The sequence below is a fragment of the Rhodanobacter glycinis genome, from assembly GCF_006438785.1.
GTDB classification, from domain to species: domain Bacteria; phylum Pseudomonadota; class Gammaproteobacteria; order Xanthomonadales; family Rhodanobacteraceae; genus Rhodanobacter; species Rhodanobacter glycinis_A.
Window position 1 is genome coordinate 444,423 of sequence record NZ_RCZB01000001.1, and the last position, 19,675, is coordinate 464,097.

At 64.6% G+C, this 19,675-nt stretch carries 24 protein-coding genes; 13 read left to right on the top strand and 11 right to left on the bottom strand.

What is annotated here, in order from left to right; translation table 11 throughout:
• Positions 1-89: 89 nt before the first annotated feature.
• From EAH75_RS02310 to EAH75_RS02320, 3 genes are all read right to left on the bottom strand, one after another.
• Positions 90-536, bottom strand: coding sequence for an SRPBCC family protein (locus EAH75_RS02310; RefSeq protein ID WP_140654897.1), 447 nt, complete (start codon positions 534-536; stop codon positions 90-92).
• 73 nt (positions 537-609) lie between these two features.
• Entirely contained in the window at positions 610-966 is a 357-nt protein-coding gene (locus EAH75_RS02315; protein WP_140654900.1) for a DUF1428 domain-containing protein, read from the bottom strand.
• Positions 967-1,259: 293 nt separating this feature from the next.
• Positions 1,260-2,105: a diguanylate cyclase domain-containing protein gene (locus EAH75_RS02320; RefSeq protein WP_140654903.1), complete on the bottom strand. Its 846-nt coding sequence runs from the start codon at positions 2,103-2,105 to the stop codon at positions 1,260-1,262.
• Between the two features lie 195 nt (positions 2,106-2,300).
• On the opposite strand from EAH75_RS02320, the gene EAH75_RS02325 reads away from it, so the two are divergent.
• Positions 2,301-2,483 (top strand): hypothetical protein, encoded by a 183-nt coding sequence (locus EAH75_RS02325; protein ID WP_140654906.1) that lies wholly within the window; start codon positions 2,301-2,303, stop codon positions 2,481-2,483.
• Between the two features lie 289 nt (positions 2,484-2,772).
• On the opposite strand, the gene EAH75_RS02330 is transcribed toward EAH75_RS02325, so the two are convergent.
• Positions 2,773-4,446, bottom strand: a complete 1,674-nt coding sequence (locus EAH75_RS02330) for a serine hydrolase domain-containing protein (RefSeq protein ID WP_140654909.1) — start codon at positions 4,444-4,446, stop codon at positions 2,773-2,775.
• 232 nt (positions 4,447-4,678) lie between these two features.
• Positions 4,679-5,224 (bottom strand): phosphatase PAP2 family protein, encoded by a 546-nt coding sequence (locus EAH75_RS02335; protein ID WP_161596262.1) that lies wholly within the window; start codon positions 5,222-5,224, stop codon positions 4,679-4,681.
• Between EAH75_RS02335 and EAH75_RS19580 the strand changes: the two genes are divergently transcribed.
• Positions 5,195-5,515, top strand: a complete 321-nt coding sequence (locus EAH75_RS19580) for a hypothetical protein (protein WP_161596263.1) — start codon at positions 5,195-5,197, stop codon at positions 5,513-5,515. The genes EAH75_RS02335 and EAH75_RS19580 overlap by 30 nt on opposite strands.
• Before the next feature lie 36 nt (positions 5,516-5,551).
• Here EAH75_RS19580 and EAH75_RS02340 read toward each other — a convergent pair whose 3' ends face one another.
• Together EAH75_RS02340 and msrA are read right to left on the bottom strand one after the other, a co-directional pair.
• Entirely contained in the window at positions 5,552-6,376 is an 825-nt protein-coding gene (locus tag EAH75_RS02340) for an NAD-dependent protein deacetylase (protein WP_140804997.1), read from the bottom strand.
• A 39-nt stretch (positions 6,377-6,415) separates the two neighbouring features.
• Positions 6,416-6,922 carry a peptide-methionine (S)-S-oxide reductase MsrA gene (gene msrA / locus EAH75_RS02345; RefSeq protein ID WP_140654915.1) on the bottom strand — a complete coding sequence of 169 codons (507 nt, stop codon included), beginning with the start codon at positions 6,920-6,922 and terminating at the stop codon, positions 6,416-6,418.
• A gap of 216 nt (positions 6,923-7,138) precedes the next feature.
• On the opposite strand from msrA, the gene EAH75_RS02350 reads away from it, so the two are divergent.
• A complete protein-coding gene (locus tag EAH75_RS02350) occupies positions 7,139-7,618 on the top strand; it encodes a YybH family protein (RefSeq protein ID WP_140804035.1) in 480 nt (159 codons plus the stop codon).
• A gap of 103 nt (positions 7,619-7,721) precedes the next feature.
• Positions 7,722-8,297 (top strand): TMEM175 family protein, encoded by a 576-nt coding sequence (locus EAH75_RS02355; protein ID WP_140804038.1) that lies wholly within the window; start codon positions 7,722-7,724, stop codon positions 8,295-8,297.
• Positions 8,298-8,328: 31 nt separating this feature from the next.
• On the opposite strand, the gene EAH75_RS02360 is transcribed toward EAH75_RS02355, so the two are convergent.
• Positions 8,329-8,676 (bottom strand): ArsR/SmtB family transcription factor, encoded by a 348-nt coding sequence (locus tag EAH75_RS02360; RefSeq protein WP_140804040.1) that lies wholly within the window; start codon positions 8,674-8,676, stop codon positions 8,329-8,331.
• Positions 8,666-9,139 carry an SRPBCC family protein gene (locus EAH75_RS02365; protein WP_140804042.1) on the bottom strand — a complete coding sequence of 158 codons (474 nt, stop codon included), beginning with the start codon at positions 9,137-9,139 and terminating at the stop codon, positions 8,666-8,668. The genes EAH75_RS02360 and EAH75_RS02365 overlap by 11 nt, the downstream gene beginning before the upstream one ends.
• 335 nt (positions 9,140-9,474) lie before the next feature.
• Between EAH75_RS02365 and EAH75_RS02370 the strand changes: the two genes are divergently transcribed.
• From EAH75_RS02370 to EAH75_RS02380, 3 genes are all read left to right on the top strand, one after another.
• A complete protein-coding gene (locus EAH75_RS02370) occupies positions 9,475-10,170 on the top strand; it encodes a CPBP family intramembrane glutamic endopeptidase (RefSeq protein WP_140654932.1) in 696 nt (231 codons plus the stop codon).
• 157 nt (positions 10,171-10,327) lie between these two features.
• On the top strand, positions 10,328-11,002 hold the full coding sequence (locus EAH75_RS02375; RefSeq protein ID WP_140804044.1) for a GNAT family N-acetyltransferase: 675 nt from the start codon (positions 10,328-10,330) through the stop codon (positions 11,000-11,002).
• A 28-nt stretch (positions 11,003-11,030) separates the two neighbouring features.
• Complete coding sequence (locus tag EAH75_RS02380; RefSeq protein WP_428993499.1) at positions 11,031-12,134, top strand: DUF1615 domain-containing protein; 1,104 nt, start codon at positions 11,031-11,033, stop codon at positions 12,132-12,134.
• Positions 12,135-12,184: 50 nt separating this feature from the next.
• Here the strand turns inward: EAH75_RS02380 and EAH75_RS02385 are convergent, their stop codons facing one another.
• Entirely contained in the window at positions 12,185-12,589 is a 405-nt protein-coding gene (locus EAH75_RS02385; RefSeq protein WP_140654943.1) for a hypothetical protein, read from the bottom strand.
• 62 nt (positions 12,590-12,651) lie between these two features.
• Between EAH75_RS02385 and EAH75_RS02390 the strand changes: the two genes are divergently transcribed.
• From EAH75_RS02390 to EAH75_RS02405, 4 genes are all read left to right on the top strand, one after another.
• Positions 12,652-13,266 (top strand): TetR/AcrR family transcriptional regulator, encoded by a 615-nt coding sequence (locus EAH75_RS02390; RefSeq protein ID WP_140654947.1) that lies wholly within the window; start codon positions 12,652-12,654, stop codon positions 13,264-13,266.
• 253 nt (positions 13,267-13,519) lie between these two features.
• Positions 13,520-14,062 (top strand): TetR/AcrR family transcriptional regulator, encoded by a 543-nt coding sequence (locus EAH75_RS02395; RefSeq protein WP_161596264.1) that lies wholly within the window; start codon positions 13,520-13,522, stop codon positions 14,060-14,062.
• A 3-nt stretch (positions 14,063-14,065) separates the two neighbouring features.
• Entirely contained in the window at positions 14,066-14,734 is a 669-nt protein-coding gene (locus EAH75_RS02400) for a CPBP family intramembrane glutamic endopeptidase (RefSeq protein ID WP_140654953.1), read from the top strand.
• Positions 14,735-15,031: 297 nt separating this feature from the next.
• On the top strand, positions 15,032-15,736 hold the full coding sequence (locus tag EAH75_RS02405; RefSeq protein WP_140804048.1) for a glutathione S-transferase N-terminal domain-containing protein: 705 nt from the start codon (positions 15,032-15,034) through the stop codon (positions 15,734-15,736).
• 87 nt (positions 15,737-15,823) lie between these two features.
• Here the strand turns inward: EAH75_RS02405 and EAH75_RS02410 are convergent, their stop codons facing one another.
• Positions 15,824-18,016, bottom strand: coding sequence for a penicillin acylase family protein (locus EAH75_RS02410; protein WP_140804999.1), 2,193 nt, complete (start codon positions 18,014-18,016; stop codon positions 15,824-15,826).
• 352 nt (positions 18,017-18,368) lie between these two features.
• Here EAH75_RS02410 and EAH75_RS02415 point away from each other — a divergent pair, with 352 nt between their 5' ends.
• Complete coding sequence (locus tag EAH75_RS02415; RefSeq protein WP_140654960.1) at positions 18,369-19,064, top strand: VIT1/CCC1 transporter family protein; 696 nt, start codon at positions 18,369-18,371, stop codon at positions 19,062-19,064.
• Between the two features lie 84 nt (positions 19,065-19,148).
• A complete protein-coding gene (locus EAH75_RS02420; protein WP_140804050.1) occupies positions 19,149-19,670 on the top strand; it encodes a DUF1697 domain-containing protein in 522 nt (173 codons plus the stop codon).
• The last annotated feature ends 5 nt before the right edge of the window (positions 19,671-19,675 follow it).

Genomic DNA, 19,675 nt, shown 5'->3' on the forward strand with positions numbered 1-19,675 from the left:
ATGGACCGGCCGGAACTGACCAACGGCAACCTGGACCTCCTGGATGTTGCGCAAGGGATCGAATTGCGACGCCGACGAGCGTCGACTGATCAATCCGGGACTTCCACCCCTACCAGCTGGTTGAGCAACATCAGTGATTCCTGCCAGCCCAGATAGCACTGCTCGACCGGGATGACCTCGGGCAGGCCTTCCTGCACGACCTGCAATTCGGTGCCGCAGGAGACGGCGCGCAGGGTGATGGTGGTGGTCATCTCGCCGGGCAGGTTGGGGTCCTCGAAGCGATCGTTGTACTGGATGCGCTCGCCCGGCACGAGCTCGCGGTAGATACCGCCGAAGCTGTGGCCGTTGCCAGTGGAGAAGTTGGTGAATGTCATCCGGTACCTGCCGCCGACCCGCGCGTCGAGCTGGTGCACCTTGCAGGTAAAGCCGTTCGGCGGAAGCCATTTGGCGATGGCCTCGGGGTCGAGGAAGGCGCGATAGACCCGCTCGGGTGGAGCGCGCAGCACGCGGTGGAGACGGAGAGTGTCGGTGGCCATGAAGGTTTCCTTTGCAGGGAATCTGCCTTTGGTCTTGCAGGGCGAACGGGTAGAGCGGTGCGACCTGCCGTAGCTACGCCGACAGGCTGACCACCGGCGCGAAGCCGCCAAAGATCATGCGCTTGCCGTCGAAGGGCATGTCGCTGGCGGCCGCCATGCGGGGATCCTTCATGAATTTCGCCATGCCGGCATCACGGGTGGCCTTGTCGGGCCATTCCACCCACGAGAACACCACGGACTCATCGTCTTTGGCCTGCACGGCGCGGCGAAAATCGGTGAGCTTGCCGTCGGGCACGTCGTCACCCCAGCACTCCATCACGCGTGTGGCGCCAACCTCAAGAAAAATGGCGTCGAAGGTGTTGGCGTGCGCAATGAACTGCTCGCGCTTGGCGACGGGGACGGCGATCACGAAACCATCGATGTAGGACATGGTGTTCTCCTGGGGTGGTTGGGGAGGCCGGTACGGCGCCCCTCACCTAGGCGACGAACGAGAACAGGCGTGATCGACATCGGACGCTAGATGAAGGGGCGGCGAGTAACCCAGGTCACCTCAGCGCCGCTTACAGTCGTTTGATTTGACGAGTTGGCCGTGCAGGGAATGGCTCTGACCGATCATTTGAGCTCGGTTATTAGGTTGGCCAAACAGGATTTGCTCGGCCCTGCAACAGCGAAAGGTCAGGCGTCCGCGGCGATGTCGCGCGTCAGGTCGGCATCACCACGCCGCTACCGCTCGCGCTTGGCCGCATACATCGCGCGGTCGGCGCACGCCAGCAGGGCGTCCGGGTCGCTTCCGTCTGCCGGGAAACAGGCGATCCCGACGCTGGCATCCAGCCGGAACAAACCATCGGGTAACGTGAAGGGTGGACTCAGGCAGGCACGGAGGCCGTCGGCGACAGCCCGGGCAGCCTCGGCATCGTGGCAGCTGGGCAGCAGCGCGACAAACTCGTCGCCACCGACTCGGGCCACCAGGTCGCCCTTCCGAAGACCTTGCTGCAGGCGCTGTGCGACTTCGCGCAGCAGGCGGTCGCCGACGTCGTGTCCGCCCCGGTCGTTGACCTCCTTGAAGCCGTCAAGATCCAGGTAGAGCACGGCCAGTCCGTCGCCGGTCTGCGTCGCATGTGCGATGGCGAATTGCAGTTCGCACTGCAAACGGTGGCGGTTGGACAATCCGGTCAACGGATCGTGGCTGGCGCGATGCTCCAGCTCGCGTTCGGCGCGGCGCAGTTCGGTCACCTCGTGGGCCACCCCGATGCGTACACCGTACTTGGGCAGCCAGCGGGCCGACCACTGGATGTCCACGCTGTGACCGTCCTTGTGGACGTAGCGATTGCGGAAGTGGCGCTGCAGCGAGCCGTCCATCACCTGTTCGGCCTGCTGCAGGGTCGTTGCGCGGTCATCGGGATGAACCAGCTCGAATATTCGCCGGCCAAGCACTTCGTCGGGGGTGTAGCCGAAGATGCGTTCGAAGCTCGCACTGACGTACAGGAAGCGGCCCTCGGCGTCGACGACGCAGGCCGCGTCGGGCAACAGGTCGAGCACTTCGGCGAGCGGAGGCAGTTTCGGGATCATGAGTGCCGGATTCGTGGCGCCCGGTCGCGGTGCTGTGCAGGTGTAGTCCGGCATGGTAGCGCCTGGAGGAACTAAAGAAGACGTAGGTGATGCGTCGCAGGCCTCGCGAAAAGAGGCCAGGTCCTTTTTTCAAAGACGCTTTTCGGTCGACCTCGTTGCCTGACGCCAGCACCCCGCAGCCCGCTCACAGCTTCAATGCTGCGCGACAGGTACGGCCTCATCGTGCTGGATATCGCCGATGGCGCGCGGCCGGTCGAGGTCTCGCGGCTCACGATCAGCCAGCGCTTCTTTCCGCACTGGACGGCGTGGGATCCGCAAACCCATCGCCTCGTCGCGACGCCGGATTCGAAGGACGACAACCGGCTCTACCGGTTGTAGCTCGACACGGCGACCGGCGCCCTCACACTGGACCAGGGCTTCCGCGACACGGACAGCGAGGTCGGCTTCAGCTTCGACACGTGCGTGTGGCCGCACGGCTGGAAGGGCACCGGCATGCCACGCGGCGCAGTGTTCTCACGCTGATACTTAAGCGCAAAACCCAACTTTTCGTCATTCCCGCGAGGTGCTTTTCAACAGCGAAGCTGGTCAAGCGGGAACCCAGTGTGTGGCGGGGCGAAATGAGCTTGCGCCGGTCGGCACCCGCCCCGTGCCGCCGGAAGAAAGGAGCCTATGGCAGGCGACGGAACTCGGTGGTGTGGCCCGGCTGGCTCAACGTGACCGTTGCCGCGCTGCCTTTGCCCGGCGCGAACGCGAGCGTGGCGTCCACCACGGTGAGGAAAAAATGGTCCGGCGATTCGGCGAAGATGTCGACCGCCGGCTGTCCGCCCATTTGCGCTTTCACCTGGTTGCTTTCCATGAACACTTTCAGGTGTGCCGCACCGGCTGCATAGGTGCCGAGTACCCGCTCGAGCGCCTCGCGTCGCAGCGGCACTTCCTGTCGCGCTGTCGGCAGGGGTTCGCGGCTGCGCGCGACCAGCGTGCCCGGCGGCTCGCCATCGGCGAAGAAGCGCATTGCGGTGATCGCACCGGCCGCGTCGCGCTGCATGGTGATGCGGTTGAGGCCATCGCTGTAAAGGAACTCGTCCCTGGCGATCGGTATCAGCGCGCTGCGCTCGCCGCCGGTGCGCTGGGCGGTGAGCTTGCCGTCGACCACACGCAGCACGCGCGCGCTCGTGTCGTCGATTCGGTAAACGCCCTCGAACTGCTTGATGGTGGCCATGTCCATGGGAATGGCGGTCGCTTCCGGGTATGGTTCCCCCAGCGCCGCAGCGGCCAGCTTGCGGGCGATCATGTCGGGCCCCTTGTAGTCGTCGTTGCTGTCGTTGTTCTGCAGCACGACCACGCTGATGTCCGGCCCCTGCACGTATTCGAGCATCGACTCGAAACCGAAGATGCCGCCGCTGTGCTCGAGCATCGGCCGACCCCGCACCGTTGCCAGCTCGATGCCGAAACCGTACTTCGCCGCGCGCGCCTTGCCGACCGGGGTGATCATCCGCGCGTAGCTCGGGTTCCGCAGCACACGGCCTTCGTGCAGGGCGCGGTTCCATTTCAGCAGGTCGTCGACCGTCGACACCAGCGCGCCGGCAGCATGCGGAATGGTCATGCTGATCACCTTGGCCGGCACCACCTTGCCGTCGTCGAGCGAATAGCCGTCCACCTGCTGCGCCGCGAAACGCGGGTCGGCGCCGTAGCCGGTATGGGTCAGGCCCAGTGGCTGGAACAATGCGTCGCGCAGATAGTCGTGCCACGACTGCCCGCTGGCCGCCTCGATTACCGCACCGACCAGCACGTAGCCGGAGTTGCTGTAGGACCAGTCCGAACCTGGCGCAAAATCGGCCTTGGCATTCTCGAAGATGGCGATGGTCTGTGCGGTGCTGAGGTCCTTCTCGATCGGACTCGCGCGCCAGGCGGCGATGCTGGTGTAGTTCTTCACTCCCGAGGTGTGGTTGAGCAGTTCGAGCACGGTGATGTGCTCTCCGTTCGGAAAACCGGGTACGTACTTCGTCAGCGGATCGTCCAGCGATACCTTGCCGGCCTCGACCAGCTTGAGCAGCCCGGCAGCGGCGAACTGTTTGCTGACCGAGCCGATCCGGAACACGGCATCGGCCGTCAGCGGCGCACCCGTCGTGACGTTGGCCAGCCCGCGGGCGCCGCGGAACAGCACCTCATCACCACGTGCGACCAGTACGGCAGCGCCCGGAGCGTCCGGGCGATAGGTGGCTGCCATCAGTCGTTCGGCGTAGTGGGTGACCTCGGCGGGGCTGGCGGGGGTTTGCGCCAGCATGGAGGTAGGCAGGGCGCCGGCAACGGCCAGCGCGATGAACAGCAGCGGAGAACGCATGGGGTAATTCCTGGGTTACGGATTGGGTTGCAGGCAACTTCGGGCGTCACGTTGAATCCGCAACATCGTATCCACGCGCGCAAGGTGGGCATGGACCCCACCGACGAAAGCCGCGCACGCTGGTGCCAGGCCATGGAAAAGGGCGATGAAAGGTTTCGAACAAAAAGGCGGCGGCCTGCCAAACAGACAACACACGCGCAGGCAATGACCTCGGTCGAGGTTCCGCGAGACCTTACCGAGGTGGCGCCGCACCCCGGCTGCGGACGACCTGCATGCCGAGCAGGCACAACCCCAGCCACGCAAAACATTCGAAGAAGGCGGCGAGCACATCGCTGAAGAAATGCGCGCCCAGATACATCCGGCTGGCTGCCACCAGGCAAACCATCAGCAGCGCAGCGGCGATGATGGCGGCACGCCGGGCCAGCGAATCGGTGCGGCTGACCAGCAACGCGGCCACGAATCCGTAGAACAGCGTGCTGCCCGCCACATGGCCACTGGGAAAGCTGTAGCTGGTGAGGGCCACGATCGGGTCGCTGAAGAGCGGCCGTGGCCGCTCGAACACGTATTTGAACAAGGTGTTGAGCAGCATCCCACCGGGTACCACCAGCAGCAGGCCCGGCAACCAGTCACGCGGGCCTCGCCAGCGCAGGAAGATCGCGAGCAGAACGGTGAGGATGCTCATCGACAGCGGGTCGTGCAGCGTCGACATCGCCAGCATCACCCGCGTGAGCGACGGTGTGGCGTGTGCATGCAGCCAGTTGGCCAGCTGCAAATCCACGACGGTGATGTGGTCGGCGGTGTGGACGTCCTCGGCCAGATCCGAAAAATCCCGATTGCGCCGATGATCAGCAAGGCCGCCAATGCCATGGGCCATGCGGAGTGGTTCCAGGCGGAGCGCCCCATGCGGATGATCCTGCGCAGCCACGGCAGCCGCGTGTCGGTCGGCGTGTTGCTTGTGTCCATCAGCACTCCAGACGATCAGGTAGTCAGCCGCTCGAACTCGCCGGCTCGCCAGGTAGCCATCCAGCCAGGCCGGAAGTATCCGGGGTGCGCGAGCCAGGGGGCGTGATGAGTTGATACCAAGGGTGTGGTGAGGCGGCCCGCGTCAGTTCATGACCAGCCGGGGTTGTTCATGCAGAAAGGCGAGTGCCTCGTTACAGGGTGCATCGACCTTCAACGTGAGCAACGGGTCGGCGCGGGTGCGGCCCAGTGTCACCGCGGCCACCGGCTTGCTGGCGCGCGCCGCGGCGTCGACGAAGCGGTAGCCGGAATAGACCATCAGCGAGGAACCCACGACCAGCACGGCGTCGGCGGCTTGCCAGGCGCGCGTGGCGGCATCCACACGGTCACGCGGTACGGCTTCGCCGAAAAACACCACGTCGGGTTTCACGATGCCGCCGCAGTGCGGGCAGGGCGGCACGTCGAACCGGGTGAAGTCGTGTTCTTCCAGATCGGCGTCGCCATCTGGTGCGTCGGTGGCATCGAGCTGCGCCCAGGCCGGGTTGCGTTCGAGCAGCAGCTGTTGGAACGCATGGCGGGCCAGCCGCCAGTCGCAGCTCGTGCAGCGCACCTCGTCGAGGCGACCGTGCAGGTCGATCACCTGTCCGCTGCCGGCGCGCTGGTGCAGGCGATCCACGTTCTGCGTCACCAGCAGCTCGACCTGTCCGCGCTGTTCCAGCCGGACCAACGCATGGTGCGTGGCGTTGGGCAGCGCACTGCCGAAACGCCGCCAGCCGACCATGCTGCGCGCCCAGTAGCGCTGGCGTGTGGCCGTCTCATGCATGAAGACGGCGTAGTTCACCGGTGGCGTGCGCTTCCACTGACCGTCGCGATCGCGATAGTCGGGAATGCCCGAGTCGGTGCTGCAACCGGCACCAGTCAACACGAACAGGCGCGGATGGGCTTCGATGAATTGCTGCAGTGGAGTCATCAGCTGGTCATGGATCAGGGTAGGGTGGCCTGTCACGCACTACGCGCGCCGCGGCAGTTTCCATTCCGGCCGGATGAAGTGGCAGGTGTAGCCGCTGGGGTAATGCTGCAGGTAATCCTGATGCTCGGGCTCGGCTTCCCAGAAGTCTCCGGCCGGCGCCAGTTCGGTCACCGCCTTGCCCGGCCACAGGCCGGAGGCATCCACGTCGGCGATGGTGTCTTCGGCCACCTGTTTCTGCGCCTCGCTGGTGTAGAAGATCGCCGAGCGGTAGCTGGCGCCGCGATCGTTGCCCTGGCGGTTGGGCGTGCTCGGGTCGTGGATCTGGAAGAAGAATTCCAGGACGGTGCGATAGCCGATGACCTGCGGATCGAACACGATCTCGATGGCCTCGGCATGCGTGCCGTGATCGCGATAGGTGGCATTGGGCACATCACCGCCGGTATAGCCCACGCGGGTGGAAAGCACGCCCGGCTGCTGGCGGATCAGCTCCTGCATGCCCCAGAAGCAGCCGCCGGCGAGGAGGGCGCGTTCGGTCGTTGCGGTCATGGATGTCTCCGAAGTTTTGTGGCCTGCCCGCAACATGGGGGCATTGCGCGCGTTTGTCGAGGTGGTCGTGCGGCCCGCTTCGTCACCTGGTCCGCGCCGGCAGGGTTGCAGAAACACGGGGCAAGGTAGACTTTTCAAAGCGCATTTTGCAAAGAGTCCGTGGTGGGTCAGAAGCAGCTTCCGACCCGCGAGCTCACCATCGCACTGGAGCACACCATGACCGCACGACGCTTTCTCATCGCACTCGCGATGCTGCTGATGATGTTCGGTCCGGGCGGCGTCGGACCGGGTCGCGCGGCAACCATCGGCAGTGACGCCGCCGCGATCCGGCAGGTGATGGAGCAGCAACAGGCGGCGTGGAATCGCGGCGATGTCGCGGGCTACATGCGCGGCTACAAGGAAGCGCCCGACACCACCTTCGTGGGTTCCAGTGTGCGCAAGGGCTATCGCACGATTCTCGACAGCTACCGCAAGCATTACGCCAGCCCGCAGCAGATGGGCCAGCTCACCTTTTCCGCGCTCGACGTGCGCCTGCTGCCCGGCAAAGGCGGTGAAGTGCGTTACGCCGCCGTCACCGGCCGTTTTCATCTGGACCGTACCGCTCACGGCGAAACCAGCAAGGACGATGGCGTGTTTTCGCTGCTGTGGGAGAAGACCGGCTATGGCTGGAAGATCATCCTGGATCACACCAGCTGACGCGATGCGGGTGAAAGGGCAGGCGGCGCTGTGCAGCGGCGTGTGTCGTCAGGCAAGCTGGCACTTCATGGGGCGACAGCAGTCGTTGAGCGGGAGGCGACACATGGGCAAGGGGCGGCTGGAAGCATTTAGCGACGGCGTCATCGCGATCATCATCACCATCATGGTGCTGGAGTTGAAGGTGCCGGATGGCCATTCGTTCGCATCGCTGGTGCCGCTGGCGCCGGTGCTGCTCAGCTACGTGCTGAGCTTCGTGTACGTCGGCATCTACTGGAACAACCACCACCACATGCTTTCCACCATCCACCGGGTGTCGGGCGGTGTGCTGTGGGCAAACCTGCATTTGCTTTTCTGGCTGTCGCTGTTTCCGTTCGCCACCGCCTGGATGGGCGAGAACCACTTTGCCGCGTCGCCGACCGCGGTGTATGGCGTGGTGCTGCTGATGGCCGCGCTGGCCTACTGGATACTCCAGCAAACCCTTGTCGCGGTGGACGGTCCCGGCTCGGCACTCGCTCGCGCGATCGGCTCCGACTGGAAGGGCAAGCTCTCACCCGTGCTCTACCTGAGCGGTATCGCGCTGACGTTCTGGCAGGCGTGGGCCGCGCAGTTGACCTACGCGCTGGGGGCCTTGCTGTGGCTGATTCCCGACCGGCGCATCGAGAGCGTCGTCAAATGTTGAATCAGCGCGCTGAGGGAATGGCGTGGTGTGGTTATTTCTCCACGAACGCCTTGAGCCGCGACAGCGTCGCATCCCATTGGCTGGACACCAGTTCAATGTAGTTGCGGATGTCTTCGATCGGTTGCGGATTCAGCACGAACAGGCTTTCGCGGCCCGCTCGCTCGCTGCGCACGACACGGGCGCTCTCGAGTACACGCAGGTGCTTGCTGATCGCCTGCCGGGTCAGCGATTGGCCGTCGCTGAGTTGGGCAATCGAGCGACGCGACCCGTCGCAGAGCCGGGCCACCAGCGCCAGCCGGGTCGGATCACCCAGCGCGGCGAACACGACCGCCGCGTTGGGTGATCGGCGGGCGATCCGGGTTTGTGCGCTAGCCGCCATGGCCGGCCTCGTTGGGGTTGGCTTCGACATGAAGGCGGATGTTCTCCATCTGCTGTGCCCAGCCGTTGTCGTTCATGCGGAACGCCTCGGCGCGGCGATCAGCCGGAATGCCGTCAAAGCCCGATTCGGTCAGGGTCAGCATGGTGCCTTCACCACTGGGTTCGAGCCGGAATTCGATCAGGGTCTGCGGCTCGGCGGAGTAATCCACGCCTGGCTCGATGGCGTAGGGATGCCAGGTGAGGGAAAACAGCCGCTCCGGTTCCATTCGCTGCACGACGGCGCGCCAGGTGACGTGCTCGTAGCCTGGATGCGTGATCCGTCCGACGGCTTCCTTGCCCGGTTCGAACGGTCCGGTCAGTTCGACCCGGAACCATGCGCCGAATTCACGATAGTCGGTCAGGGCGCGCCACACCCGCGACACTGGCGCCTTCAGTTCGATGCGCTTCTCGATACGATCGCTCATATGCCACCTCCCGGTTGCGCATCAGGCTGCGCCCATGGCATTCAAAATGCAACCGTGAAGTTGCTCTTTGTGCTGATGGCTCGGTTTGGGATTGTTCGCGACCCGGCCGCTGTGCCTGCCGTCCATCGGCCACGTGATGATGTTTCTGGGTCGGGTCGACGGTGAGCCGTATGTCATCCAGGACGCCACCGGAAAAAAACGCTGAACCAAGACCAACGAGGTTTCCGTGAGCCGCTGCTGCCACTGCTGGTGGACTACAAGCTATTCTGCGTCGATGAGCCTGGTGCGCATCCGGCGCTGATCGCTGCAAGTCGCCTTCTTCGTTATCTGGCAACATGCTGGCACTTCGCGGTCGACGCCGGCGGGTTTCTCCCGGGATGACGGTCGCTGCAATACGCCGAACTAAGGGGAAGACCATGTGGCTCGTATCTCCCGTGACCAATGCCCTGATTGCGGTCCTGCTGCTGGCAGGGCTGCCCTTTCTGGGTTATGTCATCTTTCACAAGTGGCGACACAAGCGACGGTTCGTCGAGATTGCGCGCCGCGCAGGGTTGCAGGGTTCGGGCGCGCGCTATGTGCTGATCAGCGCGGCGGTAGCGTTGCTGGTGGTGGGCGTTCTGCTGCTGTGGCATCCACCGATCGCGCCGTTCGTGCAGGCGGGGTCGCCGCAACGGGACTTTGCCGGACTGGGCATGGGCATTCCGGCCATCGTGATGGCGCTGCTTTACGGTGTGGTGCAGACCGGCTTCGTCGAAGAGCTGGTGTTTCGTGGCCTGATAGCAGGGAGTCTCGCGCGACGGCTCCCGTTGGTCTGGGCAAATCTGCTGCAGGCGGCGATCTTTCTGCTGCCCCATCTGCTCATCCTGAAAACCATGCCGGAGCTGTGGGTGTTGCTGCCGCTGATCTTTCTGCTTGCGCTGATCATGGGCTGGGTGCGTATCAAGTCGGGCTCGATCATCGGCTCATGGCTGGTCCACGCAGCCCTGAACGTGACGATGTGCCTAACGGTGGCCGTACGCACCGTGGTCTGAGCGCTGGTCAACGCCCCACTGGCTGACATCGGCTCCGTCGTGCCTGTCTGGCTGGACGGGGAAATCGTTAGTCTCTCCCGGACACGATGTTCGGCAAGAGGACCGGGGGCCTATTAAGATTCCGCGATCCGAGACTAGGTGACTACCCGACAGAATCATGGCTCCGGAACTCGACAACCCTTTCTGGTCTTCACTGCGCAGCCGGCATCGCGCATTGGCGCGATGCATCGGAGACGCAGCGCGCTACCCGGCGGAGTTCGCGCCGTTCCTCGGCGTGACGAGTGCGGAGGCGGATGTGGCCGATGCGCTCGTGTCGCTGATCGATCCGGGTGAATCGGTTTATCTGCTTGGCGTGGCGCCGAACGTGCCGGCGGGCTGTCGGCTCGAGACGTTCGACGAACTGGCGCAGATGATCTGCCTCGCGCCGATCCCGGTGACCGACGGGCCGGAAGTCATTGAGTTGTCGGAAGCGCATCGCGCGGATGTGCTGGCGCTGACCGCGCTGGTGTATCCACATTACTTTCGCCCGCACACGATGGAGCTGGGTCGCTATTTCGGCATTTATCAGGACAGCCGGCTGGCGGCGATCATCGGCGAGCGCCTTGGCATGGACGCGTACCAGGAAATCAGCGCCGTCTGCACGCATCCCGATTTCAACGGTCGCGGCTACGCCCGTCGTCTGCTGGCGCTGCTGTCGAACGACAATCTCGAACGTGGCCGTACGCCATTCCTGCATGTGAGCCAGCAGAACCGTCGCGCCATGCGGTTGTACGAGCAGATCGGCTACCGCCATCGCCGCGGCATCGGGTTCTGGTCGTTGGCCCGGGCGTAGGCTCGGTCACTCTTCCGGCAAGAGGCGAATCATGCGCCACTGTTTCGTCACGCTGTTGCTGACCGTTGTCCTGCTGCTGGGCGGTTGCGCGTTCCAGCGCACGCAGCAGGAGTCGCCGCGTCGTCCGGCCGACGTGCGCGCCGAGATCGTGCGGCTGATGCCGACCAGTGCGGGCGACCGCGAGGGCTGGGCGGTGGACATTCAGGCTGCGTTCGCGGCGCAGAACATCGCACCGACCACATCGAACCTGTGCGCGGTGTTGGCGGTGGCGGAGCAGGAATCCGGTCTCCGGGTCGATCCGGTAGTGGCGGGGCTGGCGAAGATCGCGCGGCAGGAGATCGACCGTCGCGCCGCCGCGAAGCATGTGCCGGGGTTCCTGGTGGACGCGGCGCTGTGGCTGAAGTCGCCGGACGGCCGGCGTTACAGCGAACGACTGGCGGCGGCGCGCACCGAGAAGCAGCTGAGCGGGATTTTTCAGGATTTCATCGGCATGGTGCCGCTGGGCAAGCGCCTGTTCGGCGGCCTAAATCCGGTGCACACCGGCGGGCCGATGCAGGTGAGCATCGCGTTCGCCGAGGCGCATGCGCAGGGCTATCCGTATCCGGTGCAGGGTTCGATCCGCGACGAGGTATTCAGCCGGCGTGGCGGCATCTACTTCGGCGTCGTGCACCTGTTGGGTTATCCGGCGGATTACACGCAGCCTCTCTACCGCTTCGCCGACTTCAACGCTGGCTGGTACGCCAGCCGCAACGCCGCGTTCCAGCATGCGGTGAGCGTGGCATCGGGAATCCCGCTGGCACTGGACGGCGATCTGGTCCAGCCTGATGCGGGCTTCGGCGATCCACCCGGTGCGACAGAACTGGCGGTGCGTTCGCTGGCCGCGCAACTGGACATGAGCGACTCGGCGATCCATCGCGCGCTAGGGCAGGGCGAACGCCAGGATTTTGCGGACACGAAACTCTATGCCCGAGTGTTCGCGCTCGCCGATGAAATCGAGCGCAAGCCGTTGCCGCGCGCGGTGCTGCCGGGCATCACGCTGAAGAGCCCGAAGATCACCCGCAAGCTCACCACGGCATGGTTTGCCAAACGTGTGGATGATCGCTGGCAGCGCTGCATGGGCCGGGCCGGATAAGCCGCCCGGCGGATGGCTGGCCGGGTTAGTCAGCTTGATCCTTCAGCCGCTCAGATTTTTCCCCATAGCGCCATGCACACGATCGCGGCGGCGAGCAGCATGCTGGCGATGCGCTGGTGGATCGTGATGCGTCGGCGTGTTGCGGTCGGGTCTGCGGAGGAATCCTTGAGCCGGCGAACCACCGGCAGCGCCAGCCCCTGCACGATGGCGGCGAGCAGCGCGCACATGGCGCCGGCACCAAGCACGTGGAGGGCAGGCATGGGTGGAACGTTGCGCAGCGCCAGCCCCCAGACGGATGCGCCCATGATGATGGTGGCCACCGCGGCACCGAATTGCGGGAAGGCCAGCCGTTCCACATTGGCGCCGGCGGTGCGCGCCAGCACGAAGGTCGAGCCTGCCCAGAACACACCGGACAGCACGTGCAGCACAATAAGGAGAACCAGCAGGTTTTGCATGACGGCCTCGGCCTGATTTATTTGATATACGCAATGTATAGTGAAATTTTGGAACGCACAAGATGACTACGCGGCCTTATCGCAGCACCGCACGCGCCGAAGCCGCCGGGCAAACGCGCGCGCGCATCCTCGATGCGGCGACCGCGCTTCTTCGCGAAGCCGGAGTGACGGGCTTTTCGCTGGAGTCCGTGGCCAAGGCGGCGGGGGTGGCCCGTCTGACGGTCTACAACCAGTTGGGCTCGCGCCGTGCACTGCTGGAAGCCGTCTTCGACGAAATCGCCACTCGCGGTGGGCTGCATCGCATCCGTGAGGCGATGGCTGACAGCGACCCGCATGCTGGCCTGCGCCGGCTGGTTGGCATCTTCTGCGATTTCTGGGGCTACGACCTGCATTCGCTGGCAAGCCTGAGCGGCGCAGCCTCTAACGATGCCGAGTTCGCTGAAGGCCTTGCGGCCCGCAACGAGCGGCGGCGCGGCGGGTTCTCGATCCTGGTGGGGCGCCTGGTCCAGCAGGGCGACGTGCGTGCGCGCAAGGCGAGGGATCTGGTCGACCTGCTGTTCGTATTGACCAGCCTTCCGGTTTTCGCGCAGCTTGCCACCGGCAAGCGCTCGAACGCCGCAATTCACAAGCTCATTCTTGCCGCCGTCGAAGACGCCGTGCGGCGCGCAGGGGAGTGACCGGGTCGTGGCAGTTGCACTTCGCGAAAGGGCTGGGGCTTTTCCTGGGCAAGGCGAAAGCACTTTCCGCTGTCGGAAACCTGCGTTCGAGTCCGTGCCCGCATAACGGGTGGCGCACGGACCAGGCCGCCTCGGAACGCGCGTCGCCGGATTTGCTTGACGTGTAACGAGTGTTACATGTAACGTTTGTTACATGAAGACCCGAAAGGAAATCCTGGTTGACGAACTGGTCGGCTATCTGCTCGAGCATGGCTTGTCCGATCTCTCGCTGAGGCCGCTTGCCGAGGCACTGGGTACCAGTGCACGCCTGCTCATCTACCACTTCAAATCAAAGGAAGGTCTGCTGGCCGAAGTGCTCGACAGCATGCAGACGCGCCTGCGGATGTCCCTCGGCGGCATGATCGAGCGTCGGGCAGGGCAGTCGGAGCGGCCGTTGAAACTGTTCTGGGACTGGGCGATCGCGCGCGAAAATTATCCCTACCTGAAGCTGCTCTACGAGCTGCAGATTCTCGCGGTGCAGAATCCCGCCGCCTACGGGCAATACCTGCAGCGCAATGCCTCGAACTGGTCGGCGCTGATCGCGACCGCGCTGCCCGAAGCCGAGCGAACCCCGGCCATGGTCACCTTGCTGGGAGCCGTGTTCGACGGCTTGTTCCTGGAACTGATGAGCACGGGGGACAGGAAGCGAACCACCCAGGCCATCCTGCAATTTATCCGGCTGGTCGACGACGCGCGTGAAGCGCGACCGGCCATCCGGGGAAAAGCTGCGAAAACATCAAACACGGGGCGAGGATGAATCATGTCGACTGACGTTGCACAGGCAGTGACAGGGCGCGCCAGGCCATGGCTGACCAGCATCGCGGGATTGCTGCTGGCACTCGGCGGCATCGCCCTTCCATTCGGAACGTGGGATCACGCGTTTGCCAGCATCGGCCATATGGCGGCCAACGAGCTGGTCTATTGGGGACTGGTCGCCGCCGTGCTGTGCTACGTCGTGCGGATCGAGCGGCGTCCGCTGGCTTCGATCGGATTCAAGGCGCCAGGCCGTCGGGACATTCTTGTCGCGCTCGCCACGGGCATCCTGATCATCGTCTTGCTGGGGGTCATCTATCTCGTCGTGTTCCCCGCGTTGCACTGGGACGAGACGCAGCAACTCCGGACGCTGACCGTGGTGCCCTTCTGGCTACGATTCATTTCCGTGGTGCGCGCGGCGGTTGCGGAAGAAATCCTGTTCCGCGGATATGCGACCGAGCGGGTGCAGGAGCTGACAGGGAGTCGCAGTGTGGCCGGTGTGTTCACTTGGGCCATCTTCACGCTCGAGCACCTCAGCTACTGGGGCTGGCATCACCTGCTGGTCGCAGGCGCCGCGGGCGCCATGCTCACGTTGCTCTACCTGTGGCGACGCAATCTATGGGGCAACATGCTGGCGCACTTCATGGTCGATGCCGCCGGATTCCTGCTGGGATAAAGGGCTGCCTGGGGAGCGTCGCAAGCCAGCGCAAGATTGCGGCGGAAAGAGCAGTCCGCTGGTCGGAACAGGCGTGGTCGGTGGCCAGATGCAGCAGCGCATTCATCAAAGGCCTGTGGCTCGGGATCTGCATCGTCTGCATGGACACCGGATTGTCGCTATCCCTGGCGAGCGCGGGGTCAATCATATTTGCGTCGATACAGGCGTGACGGGTGACGCGAGCGGAACCCTCCCTGCGGTTGAACCGGCCGGGGCAAGCACCCACCTTGCAGTGATCCCTCACTGCAGGAGTGTCACGTGACCCGGTTGTCCGACTTTCCGATCACCACGCGCTGGCCCGCCGCGCATCCCGAACGCATCCAGTTGTATTCGCTCAACACACCGAACGGGGTGAAGGCGTCGATCATGCTGGAAGAGACCGGACTGGCTTACGAGCCGCACCTGGTCGATATCATGAAGGACGAGAGCCACACGGCGGAGTTCCTCGCGCTTAATCCGAACGGCAAGATCCCCGCCATCATCGACCCGGATGGCCCCGGCGGCGAGCCACTGGCGCTGTTCGAATCCGGTGCGATCCTGTTGTATCTGGCGGACAAGACGGGGCAATTCATTCCGGCCGACGCGGCGCGGCGCTGGGAGACGATCCAGTGGGTGTTTTTCCAGATGGCGTCGATCGGCCCGATGTTCGGCCAGGTGGGCTTTTTCAACAAGTTCGCCGGCAAGAGCTATGAGGACAAGCGGCCACTGCAGCGCTACGCCGACGAATCGAAACGGCTGCTCGGTGTGCTCGATGCCCGACTCGAAGGCCGCCGCTGGATCATGGGTGACGACTACACCATCGCCGACATCGCCACGTTGGGTTGGGTCAACAACCTGATCACGTTCTACGAGGCGCGCAAGCTGGTGCAGTTCGATACCTTCGCAAATGTCGCGGCGTGGCTCGAGCGTGGGCTGGCACGCCCGGCGGTGCAGCGCGGCCTTCTGATTCCGAGCCGCACCTAGTCGTTTGTTGAAGAGGGCGGTCTTCCTTTCCCGATGTACCAGCTCCGGCACATGTCCGTGCCGGGCTGCGTAGAACCGGATGCCCGCTCACCCGCCTGGGTGATAGACCCGCTCGGTATGCCCCTTGAGCTGCTCGGGCCAGAAGTAGACCGTGCGCAAGTTGCCGGTGGTGTAGCGCTCGGCCTCGTCGTTGAAGTGCGGCGAATCCGGATGACCGCTTTCGCCGCCGGCGGTGATCGCACGGGCACGCACCTTCGGGCCGAACTCGACGACCGCCACGAAGCTGTTGCCGCTGGTGCCGTAATAGCGCTTGGTGCCCGGCCAGCGATGCGCGCCGAACGACGCGAGCGAGCCCCAGCGCGACGACACGAACGGCACCGGGATACTCGGCTTGGCATCGTCGAACGGTTGCACGATGTCGCCGTTGAGGCGCTGGAAGCGGTTGATCTCGCCCCACGGCACGCCCCAGCTCCCGAAGTCCTTCGTCAGCCGGTCGGATGCCTCGATCAGTGCACCCAGGCGCGCCTTCGCGCCGGCCTTTTCGGCCATCACGTCATAGACCGACAGGCTCTCCGAAGTGTCGGCCTTGTTGACCTCGTCCCACAAGGTGTCGCCCCAGAACACCGCCAGCGAGGTCGGCATCGAGGCGACGCCCCAGCGATAGTCCCAGTCGCGCAACATCGCGATCTGGCCTTTCAGCGTGGGTCTCATCGGATCATTGGCGGGCAGCGCGTCGTAGTCGGCGATCAGGATCGGAAGCTGGCGCGCGAACGCCGGCAGGTACGAATCGAACGCCTTGGTGATCAGGCCGGCCATGCTGACGTCGTGCGCGCCGGTGAGCAGGCGGGTGGCGTGGATGCCGCGGGGATTCTCGCCGAAGGTGTCCATGTAGCGCGGGTAGTCCGCACGCTTCGGGCTGTACTGGCCGGCGGCGGAGTAAGGCCAGTTGTTGGTGTTCATCGCCCAGCCGTTCGGCGGATTGAGCACGTGCGGTGACTTGTCCAGCGGCAGCAGACCCTGCCAGTCGGTGGCCGGATCGCTGCCGTCGACCGGTTTCGTGTAGTCGAAGCGGTCGTCGCGTTTCGGGATGAACTGAGGGTGCAGATAAGCGATCTCGCCCTTGTCGTCGGCGAACAGCGTGTTGTTCGACGAGTTGGCCTTGAGCTCGGCCACCTTCATGTAGCTGGCGTAATCGCTGGCCTTGGTGCGCAGCCAGCTCTGCTCGAGCGCTTCCATCGGCTTGTTCATCAATGCCGTCGCGATCCACTTGCCGTTTTCCTCGCGCACGACCGGGCCGTGGTGGGTGAAGAATGCGGTGAAGCTGCGCGTGGCCATCGAGCCGTCCTTCTCGCGATAGGGCACGTTGATCGTGCGCGTGGTGACCGGCCTCAGCTCCTTGCCGTAGCGATAGAACAGCTTGCCGTCCTTGTGCACGATGGTTTCGGCAAACTCGTCGACCACATCCGCGCCGGTCGAGGTATGCATCCAGCCGATGTGGTGGTTGAAGCCCTGGTAGATGAAGAACTGGCCCCAGGTGACCGCACCGTAGGCATCGAGTCCGGCGTCGCTGGTCATCTGCAGTTCGGAGCGGAAGAAGAACGACGTGTGCGGGTTGATCAGCAGCAGGGCGTGGCCGTCGGCGGTCAGCTTCGGCGCGATCGCGATACCGTTCGATCCGGTCGGTTCGGTCCAGCTCGATGGTGGCTCGACGCGCGCGAGTGCCGGGCGGTCATGCCCGTAGAACGCTTCGAGCTGATCGAGCGAAACGCGCTCGATGTCGCCGCCGATGCTGCCCTCGGAAAAGCTCAACGCCATCCACGGCTCGAAATGCGCGATGACGCGTGGGTGCACGTCGGGATGTGTGGCGAGGTAGTAGTTGAGTCCGTCGGCCCAGCTGTTCATCAGCGCCTGCAGCCAGGTCGGGCTCTTCGCGTAAAGCGACTTCAGCTCGACCGGATCGATGAACAGCTTCTGTCGCAGATCCTGCCAGATGGCGGATTCGCCCTCGGTCTCGGCGAGCCGGCCGATCGAGTTGAGGTAGTTGGTCTCGACCCGGTTGAAGTCGTCCTCGGCCTGCGCATAGGCCATGCCGAAGACGGCGTCGGCGTCGGTCTTGCCGTGGACGTGCGCGATGCCCCAGTCGTCGCGGGTGATCGTTACCGCCTGTGCTTGTCGCTGCCAGCGCGCTTGATCGGGCGCGCGTGCCTGGGCATTGGCGACACCGCATAGCACGAGCAGCGCGGTTGCCTGCAGCAGGCGGCACACGCCACAGTTGCGCATCACGTGCGCCGGCCACCAAGTCTGGCTCGTCAGATGTACCTGCATCAGCATTTCCCCTTCAGCGGTTTATTGCGGCGCCGGCGCACGTTTTCCAACGCTACCGGAACAAGCTCGTCGTACGTACTGCGTATCGGCCAACACTAGCAGGTGAGCAGTTCGTACCGCAGCCCCGAGCCCGCCGCAGGCCGAAGATGTCAGGGACGAGAAGCATTTGCACACGTTGCCCGGCGACACATACACAATGGCCGCCGCGGCACCTCTTCATTCGGTGCGACGATACGCGGCAGCGGAGGCTCGCGAAGCCCGTTTCAGTTCCATCCCGATGTCCCCGACCCCTGCGGAGATTGCCAACGTGCACCGACGTCATTACGAAAGACACCGCACGGGCCGCGTGGCCTGGTTGCGCGCGGCCGTGCTGGGCGCGAACGATGGCATCGTCTCCACCGCCAGCCTGGTGATGGGTGTGGCGGCCGCGCACGCCACCGGGCAGAACATTCTGATCGCCGGCATCGCCGGGCTGGTGGCCGGTTCCATGTCGATGGCCGCAGGCGAGTATGTGTCGGTGCACTCGCAGGCCGACAGCGAGCGCGCCGAGCTTGAACGCGAACATCACGAGCTGCAGACCGACACCGAAGGCGAGCACAAGGAGCTGGCCGCGATCTACGTGGGCCGCGGACTCGATCCGAAGCTGGCCAGGCAGGTGGCTGAACAGCTGATGGCGCACGACGCGCTCGACGCCCACGCGCGTGACGAACTGGGTATCACCGAGGCGTTCAAGGCAAGGCCGCTGCAGGCTGCCGGGGCGTCGGCGCTGAGTTTTGCGGTGGGCTCCGCACTGCCGCTGGTGGTGGTGGCGTTGACCCCGGCCGCGGCATTGCTGTGGCTGGTGTTCGCCACCTCGCTGGTGTTTCTTGCCGCGCTGGGTGCGCTGGCAGCCCGAACCGGTGGCGCGAAAGTGGGTGTGGGCGCCATGCGCATCACGTTCTGGGGCGCGCTGGCGATGGCGATCACCGCCGGTGTCGGCATGCTGTTCGGGGTGAGTGGCTGATCGGCGGGCCGCCGTTAACGTGTACTTGAACAAGCCGGCAGCGGCGATGACACTGACCGTTTTCCGATGCGCGGCGATTACCTCATGACCAGCTACGTGGCGTTGTTGCGAGCCGTCAATGTGGGCGGCACCGGCAAGCTGCCGATGAGCGAGCTCAAGACACTGTGTGCGGCAGCCGGCTTCGCGGACGTGCGCACGTACATTGCCAGCGGCAATGTGGTGTTCACCAGCAAGCTGGCCGAAAAGGCCGTGAAGAAGGCGCTAGAGCAGCAACTGCAGGATTACGCGGGAAAGCCTGTCGGCGTGATGGTACGCACTGCCGCCGAAATGGCCGCGGTGCTGGCGGCCAACCCTTTCCCTGAAGCGGCAGCCAACCGCACGGTGGCGATCTTCCTGGATGCACCGCCGCCGGCGACGGCCCTGCACGATGTCACCGGCACGAAGGGCGAGCGGCTTGCGCTGGGGCGGCGCGAAATCTACGTGCATTACGATGATGGCATGGCCGATTCGCGGTTGAAGATCCCGGCGGCAAAGTCGGGCACGGCGCGCAACATGAATACCGTCGCCAAGCTGGTTGGCATGGCTGCCGCTAGCGACGCAGCATGATTCCG

What these genes read in the sequence shown, in the direction of transcription:
- msrA (WP_140654915.1), bottom strand. Translation starts at nt 6,922, where the DNA reads ATGACCGCAACGACCGAACGCGCCCTCCTCGCCGGCGGCTGCTTCTGG.
- EAH75_RS02370 (WP_140654932.1), top strand. Translation starts at nt 9,475, where the DNA reads ATGCTGGCACTTCGCGGTCGACGCCGGCGGGTTTCTCCCGGGATGACG.
- EAH75_RS02340 (WP_140804997.1), bottom strand. Translation starts at nt 6,376, where the DNA reads ATGACTCCACTGCAGCAATTCATCGAAGCCCATCCGCGCCTGTTCGTG.
- EAH75_RS02375 (WP_140804044.1), top strand. Translation starts at nt 10,328, where the DNA reads ATGGCTCCGGAACTCGACAACCCTTTCTGGTCTTCACTGCGCAGCCGG.
- EAH75_RS02350 (WP_140804035.1), top strand. Translation starts at nt 7,139, where the DNA reads ATGACCGCACGACGCTTTCTCATCGCACTCGCGATGCTGCTGATGATG.
- EAH75_RS02365 (WP_140804042.1), bottom strand. Translation starts at nt 9,139, where the DNA reads ATGAGCGATCGTATCGAGAAGCGCATCGAACTGAAGGCGCCAGTGTCG.
- EAH75_RS02400 (WP_140654953.1), top strand. Translation starts at nt 14,066, where the DNA reads ATGTCGACTGACGTTGCACAGGCAGTGACAGGGCGCGCCAGGCCATGG.
- EAH75_RS02355 (WP_140804038.1), top strand. Translation starts at nt 7,722, where the DNA reads ATGGGCAAGGGGCGGCTGGAAGCATTTAGCGACGGCGTCATCGCGATC.
- EAH75_RS02390 (WP_140654947.1), top strand. Translation starts at nt 12,652, where the DNA reads ATGACTACGCGGCCTTATCGCAGCACCGCACGCGCCGAAGCCGCCGGG.
- EAH75_RS02385 (WP_140654943.1), bottom strand. Translation starts at nt 12,589, where the DNA reads ATGCAAAACCTGCTGGTTCTCCTTATTGTGCTGCACGTGCTGTCCGGT.
- EAH75_RS02325 (WP_140654906.1), top strand. Translation starts at nt 2,301, where the DNA reads ATGCTGCGCGACAGGTACGGCCTCATCGTGCTGGATATCGCCGATGGC.
- EAH75_RS02330 (WP_140654909.1), bottom strand. Translation starts at nt 4,446, where the DNA reads ATGCGTTCTCCGCTGCTGTTCATCGCGCTGGCCGTTGCCGGCGCCCTG.
- EAH75_RS02420 (WP_140804050.1), top strand. Translation starts at nt 19,149, where the DNA reads ATGACCAGCTACGTGGCGTTGTTGCGAGCCGTCAATGTGGGCGGCACC.
- EAH75_RS02315 (WP_140654900.1), bottom strand. Translation starts at nt 966, where the DNA reads ATGTCCTACATCGATGGTTTCGTGATCGCCGTCCCCGTCGCCAAGCGC.
- EAH75_RS19580 (WP_161596263.1), top strand. Translation starts at nt 5,195, where the DNA reads ATGCAGCCAGTTGGCCAGCTGCAAATCCACGACGGTGATGTGGTCGGC.
- EAH75_RS02320 (WP_140654903.1), bottom strand. Translation starts at nt 2,105, where the DNA reads ATGATCCCGAAACTGCCTCCGCTCGCCGAAGTGCTCGACCTGTTGCCC.
- EAH75_RS02310 (WP_140654897.1), bottom strand. Translation starts at nt 536, where the DNA reads ATGGCCACCGACACTCTCCGTCTCCACCGCGTGCTGCGCGCTCCACCC.
- EAH75_RS02410 (WP_140804999.1), bottom strand. Translation starts at nt 18,016, where the DNA reads ATGCGCAACTGTGGCGTGTGCCGCCTGCTGCAGGCAACCGCGCTGCTC.
- EAH75_RS02360 (WP_140804040.1), bottom strand. Translation starts at nt 8,676, where the DNA reads ATGGCGGCTAGCGCACAAACCCGGATCGCCCGCCGATCACCCAACGCG.